The following is a 25,403-nucleotide window of genomic DNA, read 5'->3' as shown; positions in this document are numbered from 1 at the left end:
CGGCCGGACGCGACCAGGAGCGCCGAACATGTCCCAGACCGAGCACGAGCCGCCCGCGCAGGAGCGGGCGCGGGAGGAGCGGGCGCGGGAGGAGCGGGCGCGGGAGGAGCGGGCGCGGGAGGAGCGGGCGCGGGAGGAGCGGGCGCAGCAGTCGGCGCACCGCTCGGATGTGCGGGAGCTGCTCGTAGACGGGGTCGTGGAGCTGCGCAAGCGCGGGGAACTGGCCACCCGCCGGGCGGACGCGGGCGACGTGGACCACCTGGAGGCCATGGCCCGGCTCGCCGCCCAGCGCGTCGCCGCCGAAGCCCGCCCCTGTGCGTGACCGGACCGGCTTCGAGGAGCGCGCCGCGAGGACGCGCGGCGGGCCGGGGCGCGTCACACTGGCCCTGTGACAGCGGATCCGGGGCGTCGGCAGCGGCTGCTCGGCGCCCTCGGCGGGGTGGTGGCGGCCGCCGCGGGACTGGCCGTGGCCGAGCTGGCCGCGGCGGCCGTCCGGCCCGAGTCCGCCCCGGTCACCGCGGTCGGCGCGGCCGCGGTCGACGTTACGCCCACGGCCATCCGGGAGTGGGCGATCCGGCAGTTCGGCGCCGCTGACAAGCTGGTGCTGACGCTCGGCATCCTCGCCGTGCTGGCCGCGGTCGCCGCCGCGGCCGGGGCGCTGGCCGTGCGCCGCCTGCCCGCCGGGATGGCCGTCGCGGGCGTCTTCGGGCTGCTGGGGGCGGCGGCCGCGCTCGGCCGGCCCGAAGCGGGATGGCGGGACGCCCTGCCGGCGCTCGCCGCCGCAGTGACGGCGGCCGGGGTGCTGTGGCTGCTGGTGACCGCGATCCGGCGGCCCCGCCCGGGGTCGGCGTCCGCCGGCGCCTGGGCGTTGGACCGCCGCGGCTTCGGCCGGCTGGTCGTCGCCACCCTGTCCGTCTCGGCCGGCGCCGCGCTCGCCGGGCGGCGCCTCGGCGGCCACGGCTCCGCCGGTGCGACGGCCTCCCGGGCCCGCTTCCGGCTGCCCCGGGCCGCCGTGCCCGCGCCGCCGGTTCCCGCCGGGGCCGACCTCCGGGTACCCGGGATCTCCCCCTTCCTCACCCCCAACCGGGACTTCTACCGCGTGGACACCGCCCTGGTGGTGCCGCGCGTGGACGCCGGCGGCTGGCGGCTGCGCATCCACGGGGAGGGGGTGGGCGGGCCGCTCACCCTCGACCTGCGGGATTTGCTCGCCCGCCCCCTGGTCGAGCACGACATCACCCTCACCTGTGTGTCCAACGAGGTCGGGGGCCCGTACGCGGGCAACGCCCGCTGGCTGGGCGTCCGCCTCGCCGACCTGCTCCGCGAGGCGGGGGTCCGGCCCCCCTCGGAGGGCGGCCCCGCCGACCAGCTGGTGGCGCGCTCGGTGGACGGCATGACGATCGGCACGCCCGTCGAGACCGTCATGGACGGCCGTGCGGCGCTGCTGGCCGTCGGGATGAACGGCGAGCCGCTGCCCTTCGCGCACGGGTTCCCGGTCCGGATGGTCGTACCGGGCCTGTACGGGTACGTCTCCGCCTGCAAGTGGCTGCGCGAGCTGCGCCTGACCACCTTCGACGCGTACGACGCCTACTGGGTGCGCCGGGCCTGGGCGGCGCGGGCCCCCGTCAAGACGCAGTCGCGCATCGACACCCCGCGGCCGTTCGCGCGGCTCGGGCCGGGCCCGGTGCCGGTCGCGGGGGTCGCGTGGGCGCAGCACCGGGGCATCGAGCGGGTCGAGGTACGGGTGGACGGCGGCCCCTGGCGGGAAGCGCGGCTGGGGGTGGCGGACGGGATCGACACCTGGCGGCAGTGGGTGTGGCCGTGGCAGGCGGCCGCGGGATCGCACACCCTTCAGGTGCGCGCCACGGACGGGACCGGCGCCGTGCAGACCGGGGAACGCGTCGGCACGCTGCCCGACGGGGCGACCGGCTGGCACACGGTGACGGTACGCGTGGCGCCCGGCTCGTGACGGCGCCGCCGGTAGATTGACGGACCATCGAGACATCCGACACATGCCGCCCGGACTGCCCTGCCCGTCCCGCACGTCAGGAGCGTTCTGGCCACTCGACGCAGGACAAGCACAGCACGAGCAGCGGGTCGTCCCCGCCGGCACCGGGTTGGGCCTGCTCGGGGTCAGGCCGGCGCGGCGCGGGTGAGGCGGACCGGAAGTGCTTCCACGCTGTTGCCGATGAAGCTGCGCTGACGCGGGAGTTCACCCTCGGGCAGCGCGAGGTCCAGGTCGGGAAAGCGGGCGAAGAGCCGTTCCAGGGCGATGGTGGCCTCCAGGCGGGCGAGCGGGGCGCCCACGCAGTAGTGGCCGCCGTGCCCGAAGGACAGGCTGCGGGCGGCGGTGGGGCGGGTGAGGTCGAAGCGGTCGGCGTCCGGTCCGTGGAAGGCCTCGTCCCGGCCGGCCGCGGTGTAGCCGGCGAGGACGGGGGTGCCCCGCGGGATCACGGTTCCGTCGAGGGTCAGATCGCGGGTGGGGTAGCGGAAGGGGAACCAGCTGACCGGACCGTCCCAGCGCAGGGTTTCGTCCACCACGTCCGACCAGGTGGCCTTCCCCTCGCGGACGAGGGCGAGCTGATCGCGGTGGGTGCACAGCGCGCGCACCGCGTTGCTGATGAGGTTGAGGGTGGTCTCGTGGCCCGCGATGAGCATCAGCCGCATGGTGCCGGTGAGTTCGGCCTCGCTGAGCCGGTCACCGTCGCCCTCGCGGGCGGCGATCAGGGCGCTGGTCAGGTCCTCCCCGGGGTCGGCCCGGCGGGCGGCCGCGATGGCTCCGATCAGCTCGACCAGTTCGCGTACGGCGGCCAGCACTTCCGCCGGCGCCGTGTCGGTGGAGACAATCACCGTGTTGGACAGGTGGTGCAGCCGGCCACGATGCTCGGGATCCACGCCGAGCAGCTCGCAGATGACGCTCATGGGCAAGGGCAGGGCGACGTGCGTGCGCAGGTCGGCCGTCCCGTCGGGGGACCCGGCCGCGGCGCGTTCCAGGTCGTCGAGGAGTCCGGCGGTCAGCTCCTCGATGCGCGGCCGGAGCCGTTCCACCTGGCGGGCCGTGAAGGCCTTGCCGACCAGCGCGCGCAGCCGGCGGTGGTCGGCCTCGTCGGCGGTGTGCATGCCCTGGGCATTGGCGAAGACCCGCAGCGGCCAGTCCGGGGGGATGGTGCCGTCGTGCAGGGCCGGGAAGTGCCGGCCGTCCTTGGCCACGTCGGGGTGGGCGAGGAACTCCTTGAGCGCCTGGTGCCCCAGGACGACCGCGCCCGGCACCCCGCCGGGCAGGACGACCTCCGCGACGGCGCCCTGGGCACGCAGTCTGGAGTTGAGGGCGTGCGGGCAGCCACCGGCGGGGTCGATCACGTGCGGGGTGTCCGAGGCGTGCGGGGCGGACGAGAGGGGGGACGACAAGCCGCTTCTCCTGACCTGGCAACGGGACTCGGTCAACAGTGCGGCCTGGCAGGCCGGTTGGACAAGGGCGCCCGGCGGACGAGGCCGCCCCGCCGCGCCTCAGAACCAGGTGAGGGTGAGCGCGAAGGTCGTCCCGGCGCCGGCGCCGGTGGAGTCGGTCGCGGTGGCGGTGACCTGGAGGGTGCCGGAGGCCCAGGGCTTGCCGGTGATGCGTCCGGTGCCGCTGTCCAGGGTCAGGCCCCACGGCAGGCCGGCGGCGGCGTAGCGGACGGGGGGCTTTCCGCCCGTGGCGGTGAGCTGGATGGTGCAGGACTGGTTGAACTTGCAGGTCTGCGGGCCGGGGTTGGCGAGCTTCAGGTCGCCGGGGGTGGGAGTCGGGCTTGGGGTCGGAGTCGGAGTCGGGGTCGGAGTCGGGGTCGGGGTCGGGGTGCCGCCGCATCCCGGAGCGGCCTCCGGTGGCAGGGGTATCCGCCAGATCTGGGGGTCGTTCTCCGATCCGACGAGCAGGTTCGCGCAGTCGGCGTACGTCACCGTCTCGCCCTGGGACTGGGCGGGCAGGGCGACGTCCGCGAGCTTGGTCCCCGAGGCGTCGTACACCGAGGCCGTGTTGGCGCCCAGCGGCCCGCCGCTGCGCAGGGTGTACGAGGCTCCCGTCGGCGAGAACGCCCCGTCGGTGGCGAACACCGGGCCCGGCCGGACCGCGGTGAGGGTGTTGACCTGGCCGGCTAGGGGCGGCAGCGGAGCCTGGTACAACCGGCCCGCCGACCCGATGAGTTTGCTGGCGATGTAGAGCCTGCCGGTGGCGGGGTCGGCGAGCAGGGACTCGGCGTCGTGCCTGCCGTCGGCGTAGGCGAACCGGTAGGTCACCGGTGTGACGGTGGCGTCGGCGAGCTGCTCGGGCTCGGCGAAGGAGTGCACGGCGATCTCCGCGCGGCCGCTGAAGTTGTCCCCGATGTCGCCGACGAGGACCGCCGGGCGGCCCGCGGCGTCCTTGCCGATCGCCAGGCCCTCCCAGTCGGTGTTGCCGGCGCCCGCGACGGTGAGCGTGGCCACCAGCCGGCCGGTGGCGGCGGTGCAGTCGATCGCGAAGACCTGGTTGGTGTTCCCGCTGTCGTTGACGGCGTAGAGGACGCCCGGGTGGCGGCGGCTCACGGCGAGGCCGCTCTGTTCCGCCAGGCCGCCGGGGAGGGTGCACTTCTTCTCCGGCGCGAGGCTGTCGGCGGACCTCTCGGCGGTCGCGGTGAAGGCGGCGGAGGGGGCGGAGGCAGCCAAGGGGGAGGCGCCGGCGTCGGCCGTCCAGGCGACGGCGGGCAGGATCGTGGCGAGGGCCGCGGTCGCGAGGGCGGCGGCCCGGTGGGGTGTGAGGACTCGGGACATGCCCACAAGATGATGGGACATCAGCCGGTGGCACCAGGCCGAACCGCCTCCCGTTCGAGCATCGTTCAATGCCGGGACGGCATGGCCCGGTCAGCGCACCGGCTCGCGTACGGGAGCCTTGTGACCGGCGTGGGCGATGAAGGCGCGGGCCGCGCGGCTCAGCGGGCGCCGGGCGTGCGCGATGCCCACGGGACGCAGCAGGGGCGGGGTGAAGGAACGGATCTCCGCCCGGCTGCCGAAGGCTCTCAGCACCACGTCCCGGTACCAGATGAGGGAGCCGCGGCCGTCGGTCACGCCCGTCACCCAGGCGAGCCGCTCGTCGACCTCCAGGGAGGGTACGGGCCGCACGCCGAGGCAGCTGAACATGGCCTCCATCTCGGTGCGCCGGCCGGTCCCCGGCGTGGGCAGCACCATCGGCAGCCCGTCCAGCATGCGGAACGGCAGCGGGTGGGGCAGCCGGGAACCGAGCGGCGAGATCAGCACCACCTCGCGCTCCTGGATGAAGTGGGTGGCGAGCTCCTTGTCGATGGGCAGGTCGACCAGGGCCAGCTCGGAGCGCCCGTGGTTGAGCTCCCCGACGAGGGCCTCCCGGCTGTCGTGCTGCTGGAGCCGGACGTCCACGCCGGGATGCCGCTCGGTGAAGGCCGCGACCAGGTCGGCGGCCAGGTCGAGGGCCAGGGTGGGGGTGGTGACGAGGCTGAGGGCGGACCGGGTGTTCTTGCCGTGCGGGGTCCCGATGTCGTCTATGGCCTCCACCGCGTTGAGCACCGTGCGGGCCAGCCGGACGACCCGGGCCCCCTCCGGTGTGAGGTCCACCCCCCTTCCCCGCCGGGCGAGGAGTTCCACGCCCAGATCGCGTTCCATGGCCTGGACGGCCCGGGACAGGGCGGACTGGGCGACGAAGACGGAGGCGGCGGCCCCGGTGATGGAGCGGCAGTCGGCGACGGCGACGAGGTAGCGCAGCTGCGCGAGAGTGGGCGTCATGACCGGACGGTAACCGCGTGAGGCCGCACCTGTAAGGGCCCGTCGGGTGAACAACCACCGGGCCGCGGCGCGGCGTTCATGCCCGGTCGGCGGTGAGGCATGCCGGTACGGCATGTCCGCGCGGAGGCGGTGCGGCGGCCCGCCCGGCGGAGCCGGCGCGGTTGCGCGGGAATCGCCCCAGGCCACCGGCTCGGCGGGGGCGCGCCGCGGGCCGCCCGGGGTGCGGGCCGGGTGGTCCGACCGGGCCGATAACGCGAAGCACCGTATTCCGCATGGCCGTTGACAGTGCGGGAGGACCCCCGCACGATGCATCGCGGCGTGAGGGTGTTTGACCATCGCTCAAGCCCGCCCTACCGGTGGCGGGCCGCCCGGCCGACGTGCGAGACCGACGCACCCCCCGTTCTCACGTTCTTCCGTTCTTCCGCTCTGTACTGCGCCATGTCACACAGCATTGGAAGAGGAGCGCCCGTGACCCCCCATCCCCCGCAGTCCTCCGCCGCCCGCGATCTGGTCGTCGCGGTGACCCCGTTCGAGGAACCCCACCCCCGGATCGTGACCGCCGCCGAGCGCGCCGGCGCCCTCGGGCTGCTCGATCTCGGGCGTGACCCGGCCGCCGCACGGCGCGCGTTCGCGGAGCTGGCCCACCGGCTCGGTGACGGGGGCGGCGGTGGCGAGGCCGGCGTCAGCGCGGGCAGCGGCGGCCGGTACGGGGTACGGGTGCCCGCGGGCTGCCCGCTCGGCCCCGGGGACCTGCCGCCCGCGGTGGACACCGTGCTGCTCGCCGACCCCGCCTCCCACACCCCGGAGCAGGTCGCCGCCTGGGCCGCGGCGGCCGGCCGGCCCCGGGTGTGGGCCGAGGCGACCAGCCGCGCCGAGGCCGCGCGGGCCGTGGCCGCCGGGGCGGCGGCGCTCGTCGCCAAGGGGCACGAGGCCGGCGGCCGAGTGGGCGGCGCCACCACCTTCGTGCTGCTCCAGCAGCTCCTCGCGGGCCCCGGGGCAGGGGTACCCGTACGCGCCTGCGGCGGGATCGGGCCGCACACGGCCGCCGCGGCCGTCGCGGGCGGGGCGGCGGGCGTGCTGCTCGACGTGCAACTCGCGCTGACCGCCGAGGGCGAGGCGGGCCTGCCCGCCGAAGTGGTCGCGGCACTGCGGTCGATGGACGGCTCGGAGACCCGGCTGGCCGACGGGCACCGGGTCTTCGCGCGGCCCGACCTGGCGCCGCCCGAGGGGCCGGTGCCCGCCCTGCTCGGCGCCCGGGACCTGCGGACGCAGCTGCTGCCCGTCGGCCAGGACGGGGCCTGCGCCGCCCGGCTGGCCGCGCGGCACCGGACCACCGGCGGGGTGATCCAGGCGGTCCGGGCGGCCGTCCCCCGGCACCTGGCCGCTGCCGTACGGGCCCGGCCGCCGGGGAAACCGCTCCCCGTCGCCCAAGGCCCGATGACCCGGGTGAGCGACCAGGCGGCCTTCGCCGAGGCGGTGGCCGCCGCGGGCGGGGTCCCCTACCTGGCCCTCGCCGTCATGGAGGGCCCGGACGTGCGCGGGCTGCTGGCCGAGAGCGCCGAGCGGCTCGGGGACCGCCCGTGGGGCGTGGGCCTGCTCGGCTTCGCCCCGGCCGAGCTGCGGCGGGAGCAGCTGGCCGCGGTGGCCGAGGCCCGGCCCCCGTACGCGATCATCGCGGGCGGTACCCCGGCGCAGGCGGCCCCCCTGGAGGCGGCCGGCATCCGGACCCATCTGCACGTGCCCTCGCCCGGGCTGCTGGAGCGGTACCTCGCGCAGGGTGCCCGGCGGTTCGTGTTCGAGGGGCTGGAGTGCGGCGGGCACGTCGGACCGCGCGCCTCGTTCCCCCTGTGGGAGGAGCAGATCGAGCTGCTGCTGTCCTGCCCCGAACCCGAAGCCCTGGACGTGCTGTTCGCTGGCGGCATCCACGACGCCCGCTCGGCCGCGATGGCGGTGGCGGCCGCCGCCCCGCTGGCCGAACGGGGGGCCCGGGTCGGCGTGCTGATGGGCACCGCGTACCTGTTCACCGAGGAGGCGGTGGCGGCGGGCGCGGTGGTGCGGGGCTTCCAGCGGGCGGCACTGGACTGCGAACGGACCGTGCTGCTGCACACCGCGCCCGGCCACGCGACGCGCTGCGCCGCCACGCCGTACGCCGACACCTTCGAGGCGACCCGCCGCCGCCTCGGCGAGAGCGGCACCGAGCCGCGCCTCGTGTGGGAGGAGCTGGAGGGCCTCAACCTGGGCCGGCTTCGCATCGCCAGCAAGGGACTGCGCCGGGCCCTGCCCGGCGGCGCCGGTTCTGCCGGGACCGGGAGCGCGGGCTCCGCGCTGGAGGCGGTGCCCGAGCAGGAGCAGCACGACGAGGGGCTGTTCATGCTCGGGCAGGCAGCGACCCTGCGGTCCGAGACCACCACCGTCGCCGCGCTGCACGCGGAGGTCACCGACGGGGCGGGCGAACTGCTGGAGCGGCGGGCGGCGGAGTTCGCCGCGGCCGCCGCCGAGCCGGCCCGGACCGCGGATCCGCTCGACATCGCCATCGTCGGGATGGCCTGCGCCTATCCGGGCGCCCCCGACCTCGCCGCCTACTGGGCGCGGATCCTGGCCGGGGCGGACGCGGTGACCGAGGTGCCGGCCGAGCGCTGGGACCCGGATCTGTACTACGACCCCGACCCGGCCCGCGCCGGTGAGCGCACCCCCTCCCGCTGGGGCGGCTTCCTCGGCCCGGTGCCCTTCGACGCCCTCGCGCACGGCATCCCGCCCGCCTCCCTGTCCGGGATCGAACCGGTCCAGCTGCTGGCCCTGGAGATCTCGGCGCGGGCCCTCGGCGACGCCGGGTACGGCAAGGACCGGGAGTTCGACCGGACGCGGACCTCCGTGGTCTTCGGCGCGGAGGCCGGCACCGAGCTGGCGGGCGCCTACGGGCTGCGGGCGCTGCACCCCGCCTACCTGGGCGAGCTGCCGCCCGAACTGGACGGGCAGCTGCCGCGGCTCACCGAGGACTCCTTCCCCGGGATCCTCGCCAACGTGATCGCGGGCCGGGTCGCCAACCGCCTCGACCTCGGGGGCGCGAACTGCACGGTCGACGCGGCCTGCGCCTCCTCGCTGGCCGCGCTGGACCTGGCCTGCCGCCAACTGCGCGACCGGGACTCCGACATGGTCATCTGCGGCGGAGCGGACGTGCACAACGGCATCAACGACTACCTGATGTTCGCCTCCGTGCGCGCCCTGTCCCCCAGCGGCCGCTGCCGGCCCTTCGACGCGGACGCCGACGGGATCGCGCTCGGCGAGGGCGTGGGCGCGCTGGTGCTCAAGCGGCTCGCGGACGCGGAGCGGGACGGCGACCGGGTGTACGCGGTGATCAAGGCGGTCGGCGCCTCCAGCGACGGCCGGTCCCTCGGCCTGACCGCGCCCCGGCCGGAAGGACAGCGGCGGGCGCTGGAGCGGGCCTACGCCCGGGCGGGCGTCTCCCCCGGCGAGGTGGGGCTCGTCGAGGCGCACGGCACCGGCACGGTCGTCGGCGACAGCACCGAACTGGCCGTGCTGAGCGAACTGTTCACCTCACACGGGGCCGCCGCCGGCTCCTGCGCCCTGGGCTCGGTGAAATCGCAGCTCGGGCACACCAAGTGCGCGGCCGGGCTGGCCGGGCTGATCAAGGCCGCCCGGGCGGTCCACGCGGGCGTGCGGCCGCCGACCCTGCACATCGACACCCCGAACCCGGCCTGGCGGCCGGACACCAGCCCCTTCAGCTTCGACGCCGAGGCGCGGCCCTGGGCGGCGCCCCCGGAGCGGCGGATCGCCGGGGTGAGCGCCTTCGGCTTCGGCGGGACGAACTACCACGCGGTGCTCGCCGGTCATCCGGGATCCGAGGAGCCGCGCCACGGCCTGGAGGAGTGGCCGGCCGAGCTGTTCTGCTTCCGCGGGCAGGACCGGCGGGCGGCGGGCCGGGTGATGGCGCGGCTCGCGGCCCGGCTGGAGGAGAACGACGCGGCCGGGCGGCCGTGGGCCCTGCGCGACCTCGCGGCGGAGGTCGCGGCCGCCGGCTCCGGCCCGGTCCGGGTGGCGGTCGTCGCCACCGGTCCGGACGAGCTGGCGGCCCGGCTGGAGCGCGCCCGGGCCTTCGCTCCGGGCGAGGGGGTCCACGTAAGGGAGCAGTCGGCGGATCCGGGCCGGGTCGCGTTCCTCTTCCCCGGACAGGGCAGCCAACGCCCGGCGATGCTGGGCGAGTTGTTCATGGCCTTTCCCGGGCTGCGGGCGCTCCTGGACGAGGCGCCGGCTCCGGTGGTCTCGGCCGTCTTCCCGCCGACGGCGTTCACCCCCGAGGGGCGTGCCGCGCAGCGGGCGGCGGTCACCGACACCAGGGTCGCCCAGCCCGCCCTCGGGCTGACCGGAGCGGCGGCGCACCGGCTGCTGACCGGCCTCGGCGTCCGCCCGGACTGCGCGGCCGGGCACTCGTACGGGGAGCTCACCGCCCTGTGGGCGGCGGGCGCCTACGACACGAGGAGCCTCCTGCGGCTGAGCGCACGCCGGGCCGAGGCGATCCTCGCCGCCGCCGGAGCGGATCCGGGCTCCATGGCGGCGGTGTCGGCCGCGCCCGAGGAGGTACGGGAGATCGCCGCGCGGTCCGGCTGCGTGGTGGCGAACCACAACGCGCCCCGGCAGTGCGCGGTCTCGGGGCCGACGGCGGCCGTGTCGGCGGCGGTGGCGGCGCTGCGGGAGGCGGGCCTGTCGGCCGAACCGCTGCCCGTGGCCTGCGCGTTCCACAGCGAGGTCGTCGCGGGAGCGGCGAGCGCCCTCGCCGCCGAGCTGGCGCGGACGGCGGTGTCGGCGCCCGGCATCCCCGTCTGGTCGAACTCGACGGCCGCCCCTTACCCGGCGTCCGCCGAGGCAGTACGCGGCCTTGCCGCACGCCAGGTCGCCGAGCCGGTCCGGTTCGTCGAGCAGGTGGAGGCGATGTACGCGGCCGGTGTCCGCACCTTCGTGGAGGCGGGGCCCGGCCGGGTGCTGTCGGGGCTGACGGCCCGGATCCTCGGCGAGCGGCCGCACACGGTGGTGCCGCTGGACGTCCCGGGCGAGCACGGCCTGGTGCGGCTCGTCACGGCACTGGCCGAACTCGCCGCGGCGGGCGTGCCGGTGGACCCCGAGGCGCTGTTCCGCGGCCGGACCTCCGCCCTGCCCGACCGCGCTCCGCGCCGGCCGGGCTGGCTGGTGGACGGCCACCTGGTGCGCACCGCCGACGGCGCACCGGTGGCCGGGGGCCTGCGGCCCGCCCGGCGGGTGCCTCCGGCGGTGGCTCCGGGCGCGGGTGCGGCCCCGGCTGCGGGTGCCGGTTCGGGTGCGGCCCCGGTTCCGTCCGCCGACCCGCGCGAGCAGGCGGTGCTGGAGTACCTGCGGGGCACCCGTGAGCTGGTCGAGGCGCAGCGCGAGGTCCTGCTGGGCTACCTGGGCGGGTCCGGGGCCGTGCCGCACCCGGCCGTCCGCCCGGGAGCGGCCGACCCGTGGCCCGAGTCCCGGCCGGTGGTCCGCGCGCCGGGCGCCGCCCACGACCCGTGGCCCGAAGCGGACGGCCCGGGTGCGGCGCGGGCCGGCGACCCGCTCCCGGAGCCGACCCCCACCGCCCGGGCGGTCCGGTCGCCGGAGGAGGTCATGGAGGCGGTCCTGGAGATCGTCCACACCCGGACCGGATACCCCAGGGACATGCTCGACCCCGGACTGGACCTGGAGGCGGACCTGTCCATCGACTCCATCAAGCGGGTCGAGATCATCGGCGCCCTGGCCGACCGGATCGGGCTGCCCCGGGGCCCGGGCGGGTCGGCCGAGTCCGCGGTCGAGGAGCTGTCCCGGATCAAGACCCTGCGCGGGATCGTGGACTGGGTCACCGCCCACACCGAGGCGCCGGAACCGGCAACGGAACCGGCGGTGGCGGCGGTGGCGGAACCGGAAGCGGGGCCGGCCCCCGTGCCGGTCGCCCGGCTGCGCGTGGACACCGTCCCCGTACCGGTGGCCGGCGGGGACCCGCGGACCCTGCGCGACCTGCGGATCGGGGTCGTCCAGGACGGACAGGGGCTCGCCCCGGCGCTCTGCGCGGCCTTGCGGTCGTACGGAGCCGAGGCGCGGCCGCTCACCGAGGCAGGGGCCGGCTTCGACGGGATCGTCGACCTGACCGCCCTGCGGACCGGCGCCGAGCCCGTCCTCCCGCAGGTCTACCCGGGGCTGCGGCACGCCCTGACCGGCGGGACGCCCCGGCTGCTGCTCGTCACCGCGAACGGCAGCCAGGGCGCCGGACTCCACGGCTTCGCGCGCAGCGCCGCCCTGGAGTTCCCCGGCACGCTGGTGCGCGCCGTGGACGTCCACCCCAAGGAGGCCGCCGAGCAGGTCGCGGCGCAGCTCCTCGCCGAGCTGACCTGCGGCGCGGCCGACGGCCCGGCCTCGGTCGGCTACACGGCCGAGGGGACGCGCGTCACCCGGCGCCCCGTGCCCGCGCCGCTCGCCGCGGACGGGGACGGCCTCCCGCTCGGCCCGGACTCGGTGGTCCTGCTCACCGGCGGGGCCCGCGGGATCACCGCCCGGACCGCGCTCGCGCTGGCCCGCGCCACCGGCTGCCACGTGGAGCTGCTCGGCCGCACTCCCGAACCCCCGGCGGAGCCCGACCGGTTCGGTCAGGCCACGGACCGGGTGGCGCTGCGGGCCGCGCTGATCGCCACGGGGCTCCGTACGCCCGCCGAGATCGAGGCGGCGGCCTCGCGGATCCTCGCCGAGCGCGAGGTACGGGGCACGCTGGCGGCCCTGGCCACGGCCGCGGCCTCCGTCCGCTACCACCGCGCCGACGTCACGGACGAGGCGGCGGTACGGGCCGTGGTGGCCGGTGTGCGTGCCCGGCACGGCCGGCTGGACGGGATCGTGCACGGCGCCGGGGTACTGCGCGACGGCCTGCTGCGCGACAAGCGGCCGGCCGACTTCACCGAGGTGTTCACCACCAAGGTGGCCGGTGCCCGGCACCTGGCCGCCGCGGCGGCCGAGCACGGGACGGGGCCCGCGCCCCGGTTCCTGGCGCTGTTCGGCAGCGTCGCCGGCGTCTACGGGAACCGGGGCCAGTGCGACTACGGGGCGGCCAACGACGCCCTCGACGGCCTGGCGCACGCCTGGGCGGAGTCCTTCCCGGGCCGGGTGCTGTCCGTGGACTGGGGGCCCTGGGCGGCGGACGCCGGCGGGATGGTCACCCCCGAGCTGGAGCGCGCCTACGCCCGGCGCGGCATCCCGCTCATCGCGCCCGACTCGGGCACCGCCGCGTTCCTGCACGAACTGGCGCACGGGACCGACGTACAGGTGGTCCTGATGGCGGAAGGCGGCCACGGCGATGAGTGAGCGGCAGCGGCGCGGCCCGCGGCCCACCGACGCGGCGATCGTCGGGATGGGCGCGGTGTTCCCCGGGGCCGGCGATCTGGCCGCCTACCGGCGCAATCTGCTCGCCGGCACGGACTCCATCGGCGACGTCCCGCCGGGGCGCTGGGACCCGGAGGTGTACTACGACCCGGCGGCCGCCGCCGGACCGGCGGCGGGCGACCGGTTCTACTGCCGGCGCGGCGGGTTCGTCGACGGCCTCGCCGCCTTCGACCCGACCCGGTTCGGGATCATGCCGGCCGCCGTGGAGGGGGCCGAGCCCGACCAGATGCTGGCCCTGCACGCGACGGCCGAGGCCCTCGCGGACGCGGGCGGCGAGGACCGGCTGCCGGCCGACCGGTCGCGGATCGGGGTGGTGCTGGGGCGCGGCGGGTTCATGGGCGTGGCCACCGCCCGGCTGGACCAACGGGTGCGCACCGCACACCAGTTGGCGCAGACCCTGCGGGAGCTGGCGCCGGAGCTCGGCGAGCGGCGGATCGCCGAGGTGCGCTCCGCCTTCCAGGAGGCGCTGGGCCCGGAGCGCCCGGACGCCTCGATCGGCCTGGTGCCGAGCTTCACGGCCGCCCGGACGGCGAACCGGCTGGACTTCCGCGGCCCCGCCTACACGCTGGACGCGGCCTGCGCCTCCTCGCTGCTGGCGGTGGACCAGGCGGTGGGGCTGCTCGCGGGCGGGCGCTGCGACGCGGTGGTCGCCGGAGCCGTGCACCACTGCCACATCGCGACGCTGTGGAGCGTGTTCACCCAGCTGCGGGCGCTGAGCCCGAGCGAGCGGATCCGGCCCTTCGACCGGCGGGCCGACGGGACCCTGCTCTCCGAGGGCACCGGGGTGGTGCTGCTCAAGCGGCTCGCGGACGCGGAGCGCGACGGCGACCGCGTCTACGCGGTGATCCGCGGTACGGGGGTGGCCGGCGACGGCCGGGCGGCGAGCCTGATGAGCCCCCTGGTCGCCGGTCAGGTACGGGCCCTGGAGCGGGCCTGGCGGGAGGCGGGGCTGGATCCGCGGGCCCCGGGCGCGCTGGGCCTGCTGGAGGCGCACGGCACGGGCACCCCCGTCGGGGACGCGGCCGAACTCGACACCCTGGCCCAGGTGTTCGGGCCGCCGGTGGCCGGGCACCCGGGGATCGGCTTCGGCTCCGTGAAGTCGATGCTCGGGCACACCATGCAGGCCTCCGGCATGGCCGGACTCATCAAGGCGGCCCTCGCCGTGCACGAGGGCGTGCTGCCGCCGACGCTGCACCTGGAGGAGCCGCACGCGGACCTGGCCGCGACGCGGATGCGGCCGGTGACCGCGGCGGAGCCGTGGGAGCGCGGGCCGGAGCCGCGCCGGGCCGGGGTCAACGCGTTCGGCTTCGGCGGGATCAACGCGCACGTGGTGCTGGAGGAGGCACCGGGGGCCGCCCGCCCGGCGGCAGCCCGCCGGACGGTCGCGGGCCGGGGGGGCCGCCGGTTCCTGCCCGTGGGAGCCCCGGCCGCGCCGGTGGGGGCGCCCGCGCGGGCCGGCGTACTGCTGCTGGCCGGGGACAGCCCGGCGGAACTGTCGGCCCTGCTGGCGGCGGGCCCGCCCGTGTCCGGGGGCGACGGCCCGTGCCGGCTCGCGGTGTTCGGGCCGACGCCCCAGCGGCTCGCGCTGGCCGCGAAGGCCGTGGCGCGCGGGCGGGCCTGGCGGGGGCGCGGCGACGTGTGGTTCAGCCCGGAACCCCTGGGCGGCCGGACGGCCTTCCTGTTCCCGGGCCTGGAACCGGAGTTCGCCCCCGTGGTCGAGGATGTCGCGGAGAGCCTGGGAGCGCCGGCGCCCCGGCTGACCCGGGGCGCGTCCCTGGTGGAACGAGCCGTGGACGCCATCGCCACGGGCCGGTTCTTCGCCCGGGTGCTGCCCGGCCTCGGCATCGAGGCCGATGTGCTGGCGGGCCACAGCCTGGGCGAGTGGGCGGCGATGGTGGCCGCCGGCCTGTATCCGCAGGAGGCGGCCGACGCCTTCCTGGCCTCGCTGCGGCCGGGCGACCTGCGGGTCCCGGACCTCGTGTACGCAGCCCTGGGCTGCGGCGCGCGGCGGGCGGAGGCCGCCCTGCACGGCCTGGACGCGGTGGTGGTCAGCCACGACAACTGCCCCCACCAGTCGGTGATCTGCGGGGAGCCGGGCCAAGTGGCGGTCGCCCTCGCACGGTTGCGCGGCGAGGGAGTGCTCGGTCAGGAGCTGCCGTTCCGTTCCGGCTTCCACACGCCCATGTGGGAGCCGTACCTCGGCCAGGTCCGCGCCGCCTTCGCCCGGCTGCCGCTGCGGGCGGGCGCCCTGCCCGTCTGGTCGGCCACCACGTGCGCGGCGTTCCCCGCGGAGCCCGGGGAGGTGCGGGAGCTGGTGGTCCGCCACCTCCTGGAGCCGGTCCGCTTCCGCGAGCTGACGCTGCGACTGTACGAGGAGGAGGGCGTGCGCGGCTTCGTCACGCTGGGCCCGGGCAGCCTGCCGGGCTTCGTCGAGGACACCCTGCGCGACCGCCCCCACCTGTCGGTGTCCACCTCCTCCCCCCGCCTCACGGGCCTGGCGGCCCTACGCCGCACCTGCGCCGCCCTCTGGGCAGAGGGCCACGCCCCGCGCTGGGACCTCCTGCCCGAAGCGGAAGCCGACGCGGGGCCGGCGGGGGCCGGCGCGGACCCGGCGGGGGCCGGTGTCGGCCGGGCCGAAGCCGGTACGGGCCCGACCGAGGCCGGTTCGGGCGAGGCTGGTTCGCCCGAGGCCGGTTCGGGCGAGGCCGAGGCCGGTGCCCGTCCGGCGGACGCCGCGGGTGCCGGGCCGGCGGGCCGTGCCCGTGCGGCCGCCGGCCGCGCCGGGGCGGGTCCCGCGACGCGGGCCGGCCGCGAAGGCGGCTCCGGCGTCGGGCCCGGCACCGGAGCCGGATCCGGTCGTGGTGTGCCGCTGGACCTCGGTTCTCCGTTGGTCCGGCTGGGCGAGGCGGCCCGGGCCTCTCTGGGCGGCCTGCTGACTCCGCCGGCAGCGGGGACGGCTCCGGCCGACCCGTCGGCCCCCCGCCCGGTCCTGCTGTCCGCACTGGACGCGGTGCTGGCCGACACCGGTGCGGCCGCCCAAAGCGTCGCCGACGCCTGGTCGGCCGTGCGGGCGACGGGCGCGGCGACCTCACCGGCCGCGGCGCGGCTGCCGGCGCCTGATCCCGGTCGCGCCGCTGCCGCCGGGCCCACCGGTACGGAGCGCCTGCGGCTCTCCCTGGCCGCGCTGCCCTACGTACGGGACCACTGCGTGTACCTCCAGCCCGACGGCTGGCCCGAGGACTCCGACCGGTTCCCCGTCGTGCCCATGACCACCATGCTGGAGCTGGCGGCGGAGGCCGCGCTGCGGCACGCCCCGCCCGGTCTCCACGTCGTCGGCTACGAGGACGTACGGGCGCTGCGCTGGCTGGCCGTGGAGCCGGCCGTCGACATCGAGGTCGCCGTCCGCGGCGACGGGCCCGGCCGGGCCCGCGTCACGCTCGGCGCGTACGCCTCGGTGGTCGTGCTGCTCGGCGAGCGGTACGGACGGCCGCCCGCGCCCGACACCACCCCCCTGCGCGATCCGCGGCCGGCCCCGGTCAGCGCCGAGGCCCTCTACCGCGACCGGTGGATGTTCCACGGCCCGCGCTTCGCCGCCGTGCACGAGGTGCGGACCGTCGCCTCGGACGGCATCGAAGGGGTGCTGCGGGCCCTGCCCGACCCCGGCGCGCTGCTCGACGCCGCCGGGCAGCTCTTCGGCCACTGGATGCAACTGCGGCTTCCCGTGGACCGGTTGGTGTTCCCGGCCACCGTGGACCGCATCCGCTTCTGCGGCCCCCCGCCCGCCCCGCAGGAGCTGGTCGCCGCCACGGCCCGGATCCGCGACGTGCGCGACACCACCGTGCGCGGCGACCTCGAACTGCGCCTGGCCGGCGGCGGGGTGTGGGCCCGGATCGAGGGGTGGACGTACCGCAGGTTCGGCGCCGACGAGCGGGTCTGGCCGATGAAGTTCACCCCGGAGGTGTGCGGCATCGGCGAACCCCGGCCCGAGGGCTGGTGCCTGGCCCGGCGCCGCTGGACCGATCCCGCCTCCCAGGAGTTGGTGATGCGCCGCTACCTCGGCGCCGCCGAGCGCGCGGCGTACGAGCGGCTGTCGCCGCGCGCCCGGGCGCCCTGGCTGCTGGGCCGGATCGCCGCCAAGGACGCCCTGCGGCAGCTGCTGTGGGACGGCGGCGCCGGGCCGGTGTTCCCGGCGGAGGTGCCCATCGGCAACGACCCGGCCGGCCGGCCGCTCGCCGACGGACCGCTCACCCGGGGCCTGCGGCTGTCGATCGCCCACAAGGACCGGATCGCGGTCGCCCTCGCGCACCCCGGCCGCGCGGTCGGCATCGACGTGGAAGAGGTGACCGCCGACCCGGACGCGCTGGTCCGGATCGCCCTCGGCCCGCAGGAGGTCCGGCTCGCCGAGCGGCTGGCCGCCTGCGAGGGCACGGGTCTGCCGGCCGCCCTGACCGCCGTGTGGTGCGCCAAGGAGGCCGCCGCCAAGGCCGAGGGCAGCGGGCTCGGCGGCCGCCCGAGGGACTGGCGGGTGTCCGAGGACCCGGACTCCGGCGCACTGCTGGTGCGCTCCCCCGACGGGCACCCGCACCCGGTCCGCACCACCCTGCTCGCCACCGATCCGCATCCCCACGTCGTCGCCTGGACCGCTCGCGCGGCGGCGGCGCCGTCCCCCGTCCCCTTCCACCCCACGGAGACCCGTCATGGCACCTGACATCCTCGCCGAGATCACCGGAATGCTCGTGGAGATCGTCGGCGACGACTACCTGCTCGCCGACGAGGTCACGATGAAGACGACGTTCAACGAGGATCTCGCCCTGGAGAGCGTCGAGTTCGTCGCCCTCGCCGAGCTGCTCCACCACCGCTACGGCGCCGAGGTGGACCTGATGGAGTTCCTGGCGGAGAAGGACATGGACGCCATCCTCGCCATGTCCGTGGGCGACCTCGTCACGCACATCGGCCGGATCACCCATGCCTCCCTCGCCCGCTCGGCGGCCTCCCCGGCCGGCTCGGCGGGCTGAGCCGGCCATGGCCTTCGTCCACGCCAACTCGCTGCGCTTCCACGTCCAGCGGCTTCCGGCCACCGCGGAAGCCGCCCGCCCCGACCGGCCCGTGGTGGTCTTCCTGCACGGCCTGGCCGTCGACAACCTGTCCTCCTTCTACTGCCCGCTGGCGGTGCCGGTGGCCCGGGCCGGGCACGAGGCCGTCCTGTACGACCTGCGCGGCCACGGCCGCACGGAGCGGCCGGCCGCCGGCTACGACAGCCGCACCGCCGTACGGGACCTGTTCGCGCTGCTCGGCGCGCTGGGCCTCGGCGACCGGCCGGCGCACCTGGTCGGCAACAGCTACGGGGGCACGCTCGCCCTGCACGCGGCGCTGGCCCGGCCCGGCCTCGTCTCGGCGCTGACCCTCCTGGAGCCCCCGCTGAGCGGGGCCTGGGTGGAGAACATGGTGGACACCCTGTCGGCCGCCGCGCTCAGCCTGGAGGACAGTCCGGTCCCGGCCGAACTGCGCACCCTGCGGCTGCGCAAGGCCGCGAACCTCACGGCGATCGCCGACGACCTGCTCAACCGCACCACCCTGATCGACGACATGGCGGCGGGCCGCACCTTCACCCCGGCCGACTACGCGCGGCTGCGCTGCCCGCTGCTGATCGTGTGCGGCGAGCACTCCGAACTGGTGCCGGGCGCACGGGAACTGGCCCGGCACGCGCCGGACGGGGTCCTGCGGATCCTGCCGGGGCTGGGGCACGACGTGCTCAAGGAGACCAGCGGGGCGCTGCGGGAGGCCGTACTGGCCCATCTCGACGCGTCGGCGGCCCGGGCGGCACGGAAGTCGTCCGGGATGCGGATGGGAGCGCTGGTCCCATGAGGGTGCTGTTCACGGTTCCGCCGCTTGCGGGACACGTCAATCCGACAGTGGCCGTCGGCGCCGAACTCGCCGCCCGGGGCCACGACATCGCCTGGGCCGGGCCCTCCGCGGCGCTGGCCCGGATGCTGCCCGCGCAGGCCCGGATCCTGCCGGCCGGGGAGGAGGCGGGCGGCGGCTATACGGCGCTGCACGCGCGCTGGCGCGATCTGCGCGGGGTCGCGGCGCTGCGGTTCCTGTGGGAGGAGGCCCTGGTGCCGCTCGCGCGGGCGATGGTGCCGGGGGTGGCCGACGCCGTCCGCGCCTTCGAGCCGGACGTGCTGGTCGCCGACCAGCAGGCCCTGGCCGGACCGCTGGTGGCCGAGCGGCTCGGGATCCCCTGGGCCACCTCCGCCAGCACCTCGGCCGAACTCACGCGTCCCTTCGCGGACTTCCCGAAGGTCGGGGAGTGGGTTGCGGAGCAGATCGGCGGGCTGGTCGCCGAGTTCGGCGCGGTGTCCTCCGGCTGGGATCCGCGCTTCTCCGACCGGCTCGTCCTGGTCTTCTCCACCCCCGAACTCGTCGGCCCGGCGCAGGTGTTCCCACCGCACTACGCCTTCGTCGGCCCGGCCTTCGGAGCCCGGCCGGCCGCTCCGGCATTCCCCTGGCAGCGGCTCGACCCGGCGCGCCGCCGGGTGCTGGTGTCGCTGGGCACCCTCAACCAGGAGGCCGGCGGCCGGTTCTACCGGGCAGTGCTCGGGGCCGCCGAACACCTCGCGGAGGACGTGCAGCTGGTGCTCGCGGCCCCCGCCGCACTGATCGGGTCCGTGCCGGACCACCTGCTGTCGCAGGAGCGCGTCCCGCAGCTGGAGCTGCTGCCCCACCTGGACGCGGTGGTCTGCCACGGCGGCCACAACACCGTCTGCGAAGCCCTCGCGTTCGGGCTGCCGCTGGTGGTCGCGCCGATCCGCGACGACCAGCCGATCGTGGCCCGCCAGGTCGTGGACGCCGGGGCCGGGGTACGGCTGCGGTTCGGCCGGACCCGGGCCGAGGAACTGCGCGACGCCCTCACGGCCGTGCTGGACGAGCCCGGCCCCCGCCGGTCCGCCCGGCGCATACAGGCCTCATTCGCCGCGGCGGGCGGAGCCGCCGCCGCGGCCGACCGGTTGGAGAAGCTGCGATGACGCCACTCCCGATCCCCCGGGTCCCGTGGACCTCGGCGGTGCTGCTGGCCGCGCTCGGCGCCGGCACCGTCCGGGCCGGCCGCAGGCTGCGGGCGGTGCCGGTGCTGCCGGCCGCCCCGTCCGCGGCGGCCGGCGTGCCGCGGGCCGCCGGGTGGCGGCTGCTCACCGCCCGGGGGGTCGAGGCGGACGCGGCCACCTTCCTCTCCGCCTGCGCGCACGCCGAACGGGAGGGGCTGCGGGTCCTGGACCTGCTGCCGGCGGACCTGCCCGCCGAGCGGGCCCTCGGGCTGCTGCGCCTGGTCGACCCCGCCCGCTACCAGGCGGACCGGCTCGGCGAGGGGCGCGGCGCCGGGTTCGCCGTACTGGCCGCCGAGGAGGTCCTCGCGCGGGCCGGGGTGGATCCGGACGGGCCGCGCCCCGGCCCGGCCGAACTGCTCGCGCTGACCCGCCGCCTGAAGGAGTACGCGGCCGGGGCCACCGGCCTGGCCATCGCCCCGGCGCTGAGCTGCGGGCCGCAGCCCGAGACGACCGGTCCCGCGCGGGCCGCCGAGCTGCGGGCGCACGGGCTGCCGCCGGGGGCGCTGGCCGCGGCCCAGCTCGCCGGCCTGGCGCTGCTGGCCGGCGCCGTCGTACGCCAGGGCCGGTGGGGGGCCGCCGCGGCCGGGCTGTACTGGCTCCAGCCGTACCTGGCGCTCGGCGGGCCGGGCTCCCCGCTGCGCCCGGCCGATCTGGCCCGGGCCACCGCCGCCCGTCCGGTACGCTCCCTCGGCGCGGCCGTGCGTACGGCCGCGGCGGCCCGCCGGGGCGGGGGCGGGGAGCCGGTGTCCGGCCGGGCCGCCGCCTACCGGGCCGACCTGGCCGCGGGGACCGACCGCTTCTTCGAGGCGCGCCGCCCGGACTGTCCGTGGTGCGGGAGCGGGCGGCTCGCCGTCCGGGTCCGGGTGCCGGACCTGCTCCAGGGCAAGCCCGGCCGGTTCGCGCTGGAGCGCTGCCAGGACTGCGGGCACGTCTTCCAGAACCCCCGGCTGAGCCCGGAGGGGCTGGAGTTCTACTACCGCGACTTCTACGACGGGCGGGGCGGCGAGGGCGCGGGAACGGTCTTCGGACGGCTGGGCCCCTCCTACCGGGCGCGCGCCGAAATGCTCCGCGGGCATGTGGGCGGGGCCGGACCGGAGTCCTGGCTGGATGTGGGCACCGGGCACGGGCACTTCTGCAACGCGGCGCGCGAGGTCTGGCCGGGGACCCGGTTCGACGGGCTGGACATGGGCGACGGGATCCTCGAGGCGGAGCGCCGCGGGTGGGTGGAGACCGGATACCAGGGCCAGTTCCCGGAATTCGCCTCGAAGCTGGCGGGCCGGTACGAGGTGGTCAGCATGTACCACTACCTGGAGCACACCCGGGATCCGCTGGCCGAGCTGGACACGGCGGCCGCCGCCTTGGCCCCCGGCGGGTTCCTGACCGTCGAGGTGCCCGATCCGGAGTCGCGCATGGCCGATCTGCTGGGCGGGGCGTGGCTGCCGTGGTTCCAGCCGCAGCACCAGCACCTGGTCCCGGCCGCGAACCTGCGCGAGGCGCTGGCCGACCGGGGGTTCACCGTGCTCGTCGAGGAGCACGGGGCGGCCCACCAGGGCAACGACTTCTTCGGCGCGGTGGCCCTGACCGCCGCGCGGCTGGCCCCGGACCCGGACCGCCCGTGGGGTCCCCCGGCCACCCCCCGCGCCCGGGCCCGCGCGAGCCTCGTCCGCACGGCGGCACTGCCGTGCTTCGCCGCCGCGGCCGCCCTCGACACCCTGCGCTCGACGGCAGCCCGCCTCACGGACGGCGGAAACGCCTACCGCGTCCTGGCCCGCAAGGACACCCCATGACCCACCCCACCACCCCCGAAACCCCCACCCCGACCGCGGCACCCCTCGCCCCCGCCGGACCGGGCGCCGCGGAACCCGGGCTCTCGGGCCCCGACGCCCCGGGCCCCGACACCGCCGGGCGAAGCCCCGGCGGACGCGGCGGCCCGAGCCCTGGCGTAGCCGGACCCGCCGACCCGGGCCCCGAGGCCGCCGGGCGCGACCTCCCGGGGCCCGACGCCGCCCCGCGAACCCTCGGCGGACGCGGCGGCCCGAGCCCTGGCGTCGCGGGGCCCGCCGACCCGGGGCCCGACATCCCCGGACCCGACGCCCCCGGGCAAAGCCTCGGCAGACACGACGGCGCGGCACGCGACACCCACACCCCCGAAAGCACCCGCCGTGGCCTCCCGGCACCCGGCACCCCCCAACCCGACCTCGCCGGACCCGCCGACCCGGGCCCCGGCCTCGCCGGACCCAACGACCCGAGCCCCGGCGTCGCGGGGCGTGACCTCCCGGCGCCCGACGCCGCCCGGCACAGCCTCGGCAGGCACGACGGCGCGGCACGCGACGCCCGCGGACCCGTGGCCGCCCGCCCCGATATCGCCGGACCCGACACCGACAAGCCGGCCCTCGGCAGGCGTGGCGGCCACGGGTCCGGGGCCGCCCGGTTCGGCGGCACGGGAGCCGGCTTCGGGGGGCCCGCCGGGGGGCGCGGGCCCCTCGCGGGCGCGGCCACTGCCCGCGCGAGCGCAGCCGGACCCGCCGCCGCCCGGGCAGACACAGGCCCAACCGGCAACACCCCGGCTCCGCCGAGCACAGGCTTAACCAGCACCGCCCCAGCCCCGGTGAGCACAGGCACAACCACCATCACCCCAGCGCCCGCGGGCACAGGCACAGGCACAGGCACAGGCAGCATCACCCCAGCCCCCGCGGGCACAGACCCAACCAGCACCGCCCCAGCCGCAGCGGGCACAGGCACAACCCACACCACCCCCGCCCGCACAGGCACAGCCACAGGCCCCGCCACAACCGCCACCGGCCGTCCGGGCGCGGCCACCACCCGAACCGCCGACCGCGCCGGAGGCGACCTGGCTCGGCGGGCCACCGCCGATCCGCTCTTCCGGCTCGTCGCCTACGCGCTGGAGGCCGCGCACGGCCGGCCGCCCGCCGCCGTGTGGAGTGCGCCGTACGCCTTCCACCTCGGGTCCCCCGGCCTGGTCGCGGCGGCCGGCTGGCCGACCGCCGCCGCCGCGGCCCCGCGCACCGACGGCATGGTCCGGCTCAGCTCGCTCGGGCACCCCGCGGACAGCTGCGACCTGCCGCTGAACCTGTCCGAGCCGCCGCCCGCCGCCCCCGCCTGGGCGGTCCGGCCGTACACCGTGCTGCGGGCCCTGGCCCGGGCCGGCTTCGGCCGCGGCGGGACGGACCTGCACGTGCAGGGCTCGCTCACGGCCGCCGCCGGGTTGGCCACCGCGGAGCCGGCCGACTGTGCCGTGGCCCTGGCGGTGGCCGACGTACACACGGCGGACGGCGAACTGCCGGACCGCGCACACCTGGCCCGGCTGCTGGCCGCGGCGCTGCCGGACGGGGACGACACCCTGCGCCGTGCGGTGCTCTTCGCCCGGCAGGGCAAGGCCCTGCTGCTGGGGGCGGAGCCCCGGCGGCGGCAGCGGTACGTCCCCTTCGATCCGGCGGCCACCGGGGCTCGGCTGGTGCTGGTGGCCGTGCGCGGCGAGGCCGCGGACCGCCCGGCGGAGCTGGCGCGGGCGGTGGCCTGCGCCCGCCGGGCCGGGGCCCTGAGCGCCTGGCCGCCGGGGCCGGAGCCGGGCCGCAGCGCCCTGGTGATGCTGCCCGAGGCGCGGCTGGCGGCCGTGCGCGCCGCGGTCGCGCAGGACTTCCGCGACCGGCGGCGGCCCGTGCCGCGCTTCCTGAACATCTCCGTCGCCGGCGCGGCCCGGCGCGAGGAATGACCATCCGGCCCCGCTGACACCGCATCCGCCCCCACCACATCCGCCCCCACCACATCCGCTCACACCGCATCCGCTGACGCCGCATCCGTCGAAATCAAGGAGGATCCGCCATGCCCACCCCCTCACCCAGGGCCGACGCGAGACGCCGGGCCCGGTGGTCCGCGCTCGTGGCCGGACTCGGCGCGCTCGGCCTGCTGGGCGCCTTCACCGTCGCCAACTCCCAGGCGGCGGAAACCGGTTCCCCCGCCACGGCGTCCGCCGCGACCGCGGCCGCGCTGCCCTCGTACGACCACGTGGTGGTCGTCGTGTACGAGAACAAGCAGTACGGGGAGATCATCGGCAGCGCGAACGCCCCGTACATCAACCAGTTGGCGAACGGCGGCGCCAGCCTGACCGGCATGAAGGCCCTGACCCACCCCAGCCAGCCCAACTACTTCAACCTCTTCTCCGGCGCCACGCAGGGCATCACCGGCGACGGCTGCTACGTCCCGCAGTCGATGACGGCGCCGAACCTGGGCCAGGAGCTGATCGCGGCCGGCAAGACCTTCGCCACGTACAACGAGGGCCTGCCGAGCGAGGGGTCCACGGCCTGCACGAACGGCCAGTACGCCCAGAAGCACAACCCGTGGTTCGCCTTCAAGAACGTGCCGCTGAACACCGGGAAGACCTGGGCGCAGTTCCCGCAGAACAACTTCGCGGCGCTGCCGCACCTGTCGTTCATCGTGCCGGACCAGTGCAACGACATGCACTCCTGCCCGGTCAGTACGGGCGACACCTGGACGAGGAACAACATCGACGCGTACGCGCAGTGGGCGAAGGCCAACAACAGCCTGCTGGTGCTGACCTGGGACGAGGACAACTACCTGGGGTCGAACCAGATCGCCACGGTCTTCTACGGCGCGCACGTGAAGACGGGCAAGTACGCGGCGCCCTTCAACCACCACCACCTGCTGCGGACCTTCGAGGACCTCTTCGGCACGACGCACGCGGGCAACGCGGCCAACGTCCAGCCGATCAGCGAGGTGTTCGGCGGCTCGACGCCCACCCCCACTCCCACCCCCACCTCGCCGACGCCCACCCCGACCCCCACCCCGACCGCGGGTGACCTGAAGCTCGCCGACCCCGGCCCGCAGACCTGCAAGTTCAACCAGTCCTGCACCGTTCAGCTCAGCGCCACCGGCGGCAAGCCCCCGGTCCGGTACGCGGCCACCGGTCTGCCCTGGGGCCTGACCGTCGACCCCGGCACCGGCCGGATCAGCGGCAAGCCGTGGGCCAGTGGCACCCTCCAGATCACCGCCACGGCCACCGATTCCACGGGCGCGACCGTCGCCGCCGGGTTCCCGCTCACCGTCAACTGGTTCTAG

The 25,403-nt window shown here is 77.1% G+C and carries 13 protein-coding genes; 10 read left to right on the top strand and 3 right to left on the bottom strand.

Translation table 11 applies throughout. The features are described from left to right. Positions 1 to 28: 28 nt before the first annotated feature. Entirely contained in the window at positions 29 to 322 is a 294-nt protein-coding gene (locus tag BGK67_RS38385; protein ID WP_069922793.1) for a hypothetical protein, read from the top strand. Positions 323 to 388: 66 nt separating this feature from the next. After that, positions 389 to 1,966, top strand: coding sequence for a molybdopterin-dependent oxidoreductase (locus BGK67_RS28695; protein WP_244291338.1), 1,578 nt, complete (start codon positions 389 to 391; stop codon positions 1,964 to 1,966). A gap of 164 nt (positions 1,967 to 2,130) precedes the next feature. On the opposite strand, the gene BGK67_RS28690 is transcribed toward BGK67_RS28695, so the two are convergent. The 3 genes from BGK67_RS28690 to BGK67_RS28680 form a co-directional block, all read right to left on the bottom strand. Next, on the bottom strand, positions 2,131 to 3,405 hold the full coding sequence (locus BGK67_RS28690; RefSeq protein WP_069922792.1) for a cytochrome P450 family protein: 1,275 nt from the start codon (positions 3,403 to 3,405) through the stop codon (positions 2,131 to 2,133). Between the two features lie 99 nt (positions 3,406 to 3,504). After that, a complete protein-coding gene (locus BGK67_RS40790; RefSeq protein ID WP_069922791.1) occupies positions 3,505 to 4,782 on the bottom strand; it encodes an Ig domain-containing protein in 1,278 nt (425 codons plus the stop codon). 90 nt (positions 4,783 to 4,872) lie between these two features. Then, positions 4,873 to 5,766: a LysR family transcriptional regulator gene (locus tag BGK67_RS28680; protein ID WP_069922790.1), complete on the bottom strand. Its 894-nt coding sequence runs from the start codon at positions 5,764 to 5,766 to the stop codon at positions 4,873 to 4,875. A 468-nt stretch (positions 5,767 to 6,234) separates the two neighbouring features. Here BGK67_RS28680 and BGK67_RS28675 point away from each other — a divergent pair, with 468 nt between their 5' ends. From BGK67_RS28675 to BGK67_RS28635, 8 genes are all read left to right on the top strand, one after another. Continuing rightward, complete coding sequence (locus tag BGK67_RS28675) at positions 6,235 to 13,125, top strand: type I polyketide synthase (protein WP_244291337.1); 6,891 nt, start codon at positions 6,235 to 6,237, stop codon at positions 13,123 to 13,125. Further along, positions 13,118 to 17,911, top strand: a complete 4,794-nt coding sequence (locus tag BGK67_RS28670; protein WP_069922789.1) for a type I polyketide synthase — start codon at positions 13,118 to 13,120, stop codon at positions 17,909 to 17,911. The genes BGK67_RS28675 and BGK67_RS28670 overlap by 8 nt, the downstream gene beginning before the upstream one ends. Further along, positions 17,901 to 18,218 (top strand): acyl carrier protein, encoded by a 318-nt coding sequence (locus BGK67_RS28665; RefSeq protein ID WP_069922788.1) that lies wholly within the window; start codon positions 17,901 to 17,903, stop codon positions 18,216 to 18,218. Before BGK67_RS28670 ends, BGK67_RS28665 begins: the two co-directional genes overlap by 11 nt. A 7-nt stretch (positions 18,219 to 18,225) precedes the next feature. Then, the gene (locus tag BGK67_RS28660; RefSeq protein ID WP_069922787.1) at positions 18,226 to 19,068 is read left to right on the top strand and encodes an alpha/beta fold hydrolase; all 843 of its coding nucleotides are present in this window, start codon (positions 18,226 to 18,228) and stop codon (positions 19,066 to 19,068) included. Next, positions 19,065 to 20,228: a glycosyltransferase gene (locus BGK67_RS28655; protein ID WP_069922786.1), complete on the top strand. Its 1,164-nt coding sequence runs from the start codon at positions 19,065 to 19,067 to the stop codon at positions 20,226 to 20,228. Before BGK67_RS28660 ends, BGK67_RS28655 begins: the two co-directional genes overlap by 4 nt. Further along, entirely contained in the window at positions 20,225 to 22,093 is a 1,869-nt protein-coding gene (locus tag BGK67_RS28650; protein WP_069922785.1) for a class I SAM-dependent methyltransferase, read from the top strand. The genes BGK67_RS28655 and BGK67_RS28650 overlap by 4 nt, the downstream gene beginning before the upstream one ends. 1,148 nt (positions 22,094 to 23,241) lie before the next feature. After that, a complete protein-coding gene (locus BGK67_RS28640; protein ID WP_244291336.1) occupies positions 23,242 to 24,039 on the top strand; it encodes a galactokinase in 798 nt (265 codons plus the stop codon). Between the two features lie 110 nt (positions 24,040 to 24,149). Then, a complete protein-coding gene (locus BGK67_RS28635; protein ID WP_069922783.1) occupies positions 24,150 to 25,403 on the top strand; it encodes an alkaline phosphatase family protein in 1,254 nt (417 codons plus the stop codon).

The sequence above is a fragment of the Streptomyces subrutilus genome, assembly GCF_001746425.1.
GTDB lineage: Bacteria > Actinomycetota > Actinomycetes > Streptomycetales > Streptomycetaceae > Streptomyces > Streptomyces subrutilus_A.
The sequence above is the reverse complement of the archived record's forward strand: the minus strand, read 5'-3'. Positions and strand labels throughout refer to the sequence as shown.

Bases quoted from the DNA above. Each gene is read 5' to 3' on its own strand.
- BGK67_RS28665 (WP_069922788.1), top strand. From the start codon at position 17,901: ATGGCACCTGACATCCTCGCCGAGATCACCGGAATGCTCGTGGAGATC.
- BGK67_RS28635 (WP_069922783.1), top strand. From the start codon at position 24,150: ATGCCCACCCCCTCACCCAGGGCCGACGCGAGACGCCGGGCCCGGTGG.
- BGK67_RS38385 (WP_069922793.1), top strand. From the start codon at position 29: ATGTCCCAGACCGAGCACGAGCCGCCCGCGCAGGAGCGGGCGCGGGAG.
- BGK67_RS28650 (WP_069922785.1), top strand. From the start codon at position 20,225: ATGACGCCACTCCCGATCCCCCGGGTCCCGTGGACCTCGGCGGTGCTG.
- BGK67_RS28670 (WP_069922789.1), top strand. From the start codon at position 13,118: ATGAGTGAGCGGCAGCGGCGCGGCCCGCGGCCCACCGACGCGGCGATC.
- BGK67_RS28655 (WP_069922786.1), top strand. From the start codon at position 19,065: ATGAGGGTGCTGTTCACGGTTCCGCCGCTTGCGGGACACGTCAATCCG.
- BGK67_RS40790 (WP_069922791.1), bottom strand. From the start codon at position 4,782: ATGTCCCGAGTCCTCACACCCCACCGGGCCGCCGCCCTCGCGACCGCG.
- BGK67_RS28680 (WP_069922790.1), bottom strand. From the start codon at position 5,766: ATGACGCCCACTCTCGCGCAGCTGCGCTACCTCGTCGCCGTCGCCGAC.
- BGK67_RS28660 (WP_069922787.1), top strand. From the start codon at position 18,226: ATGGCCTTCGTCCACGCCAACTCGCTGCGCTTCCACGTCCAGCGGCTT.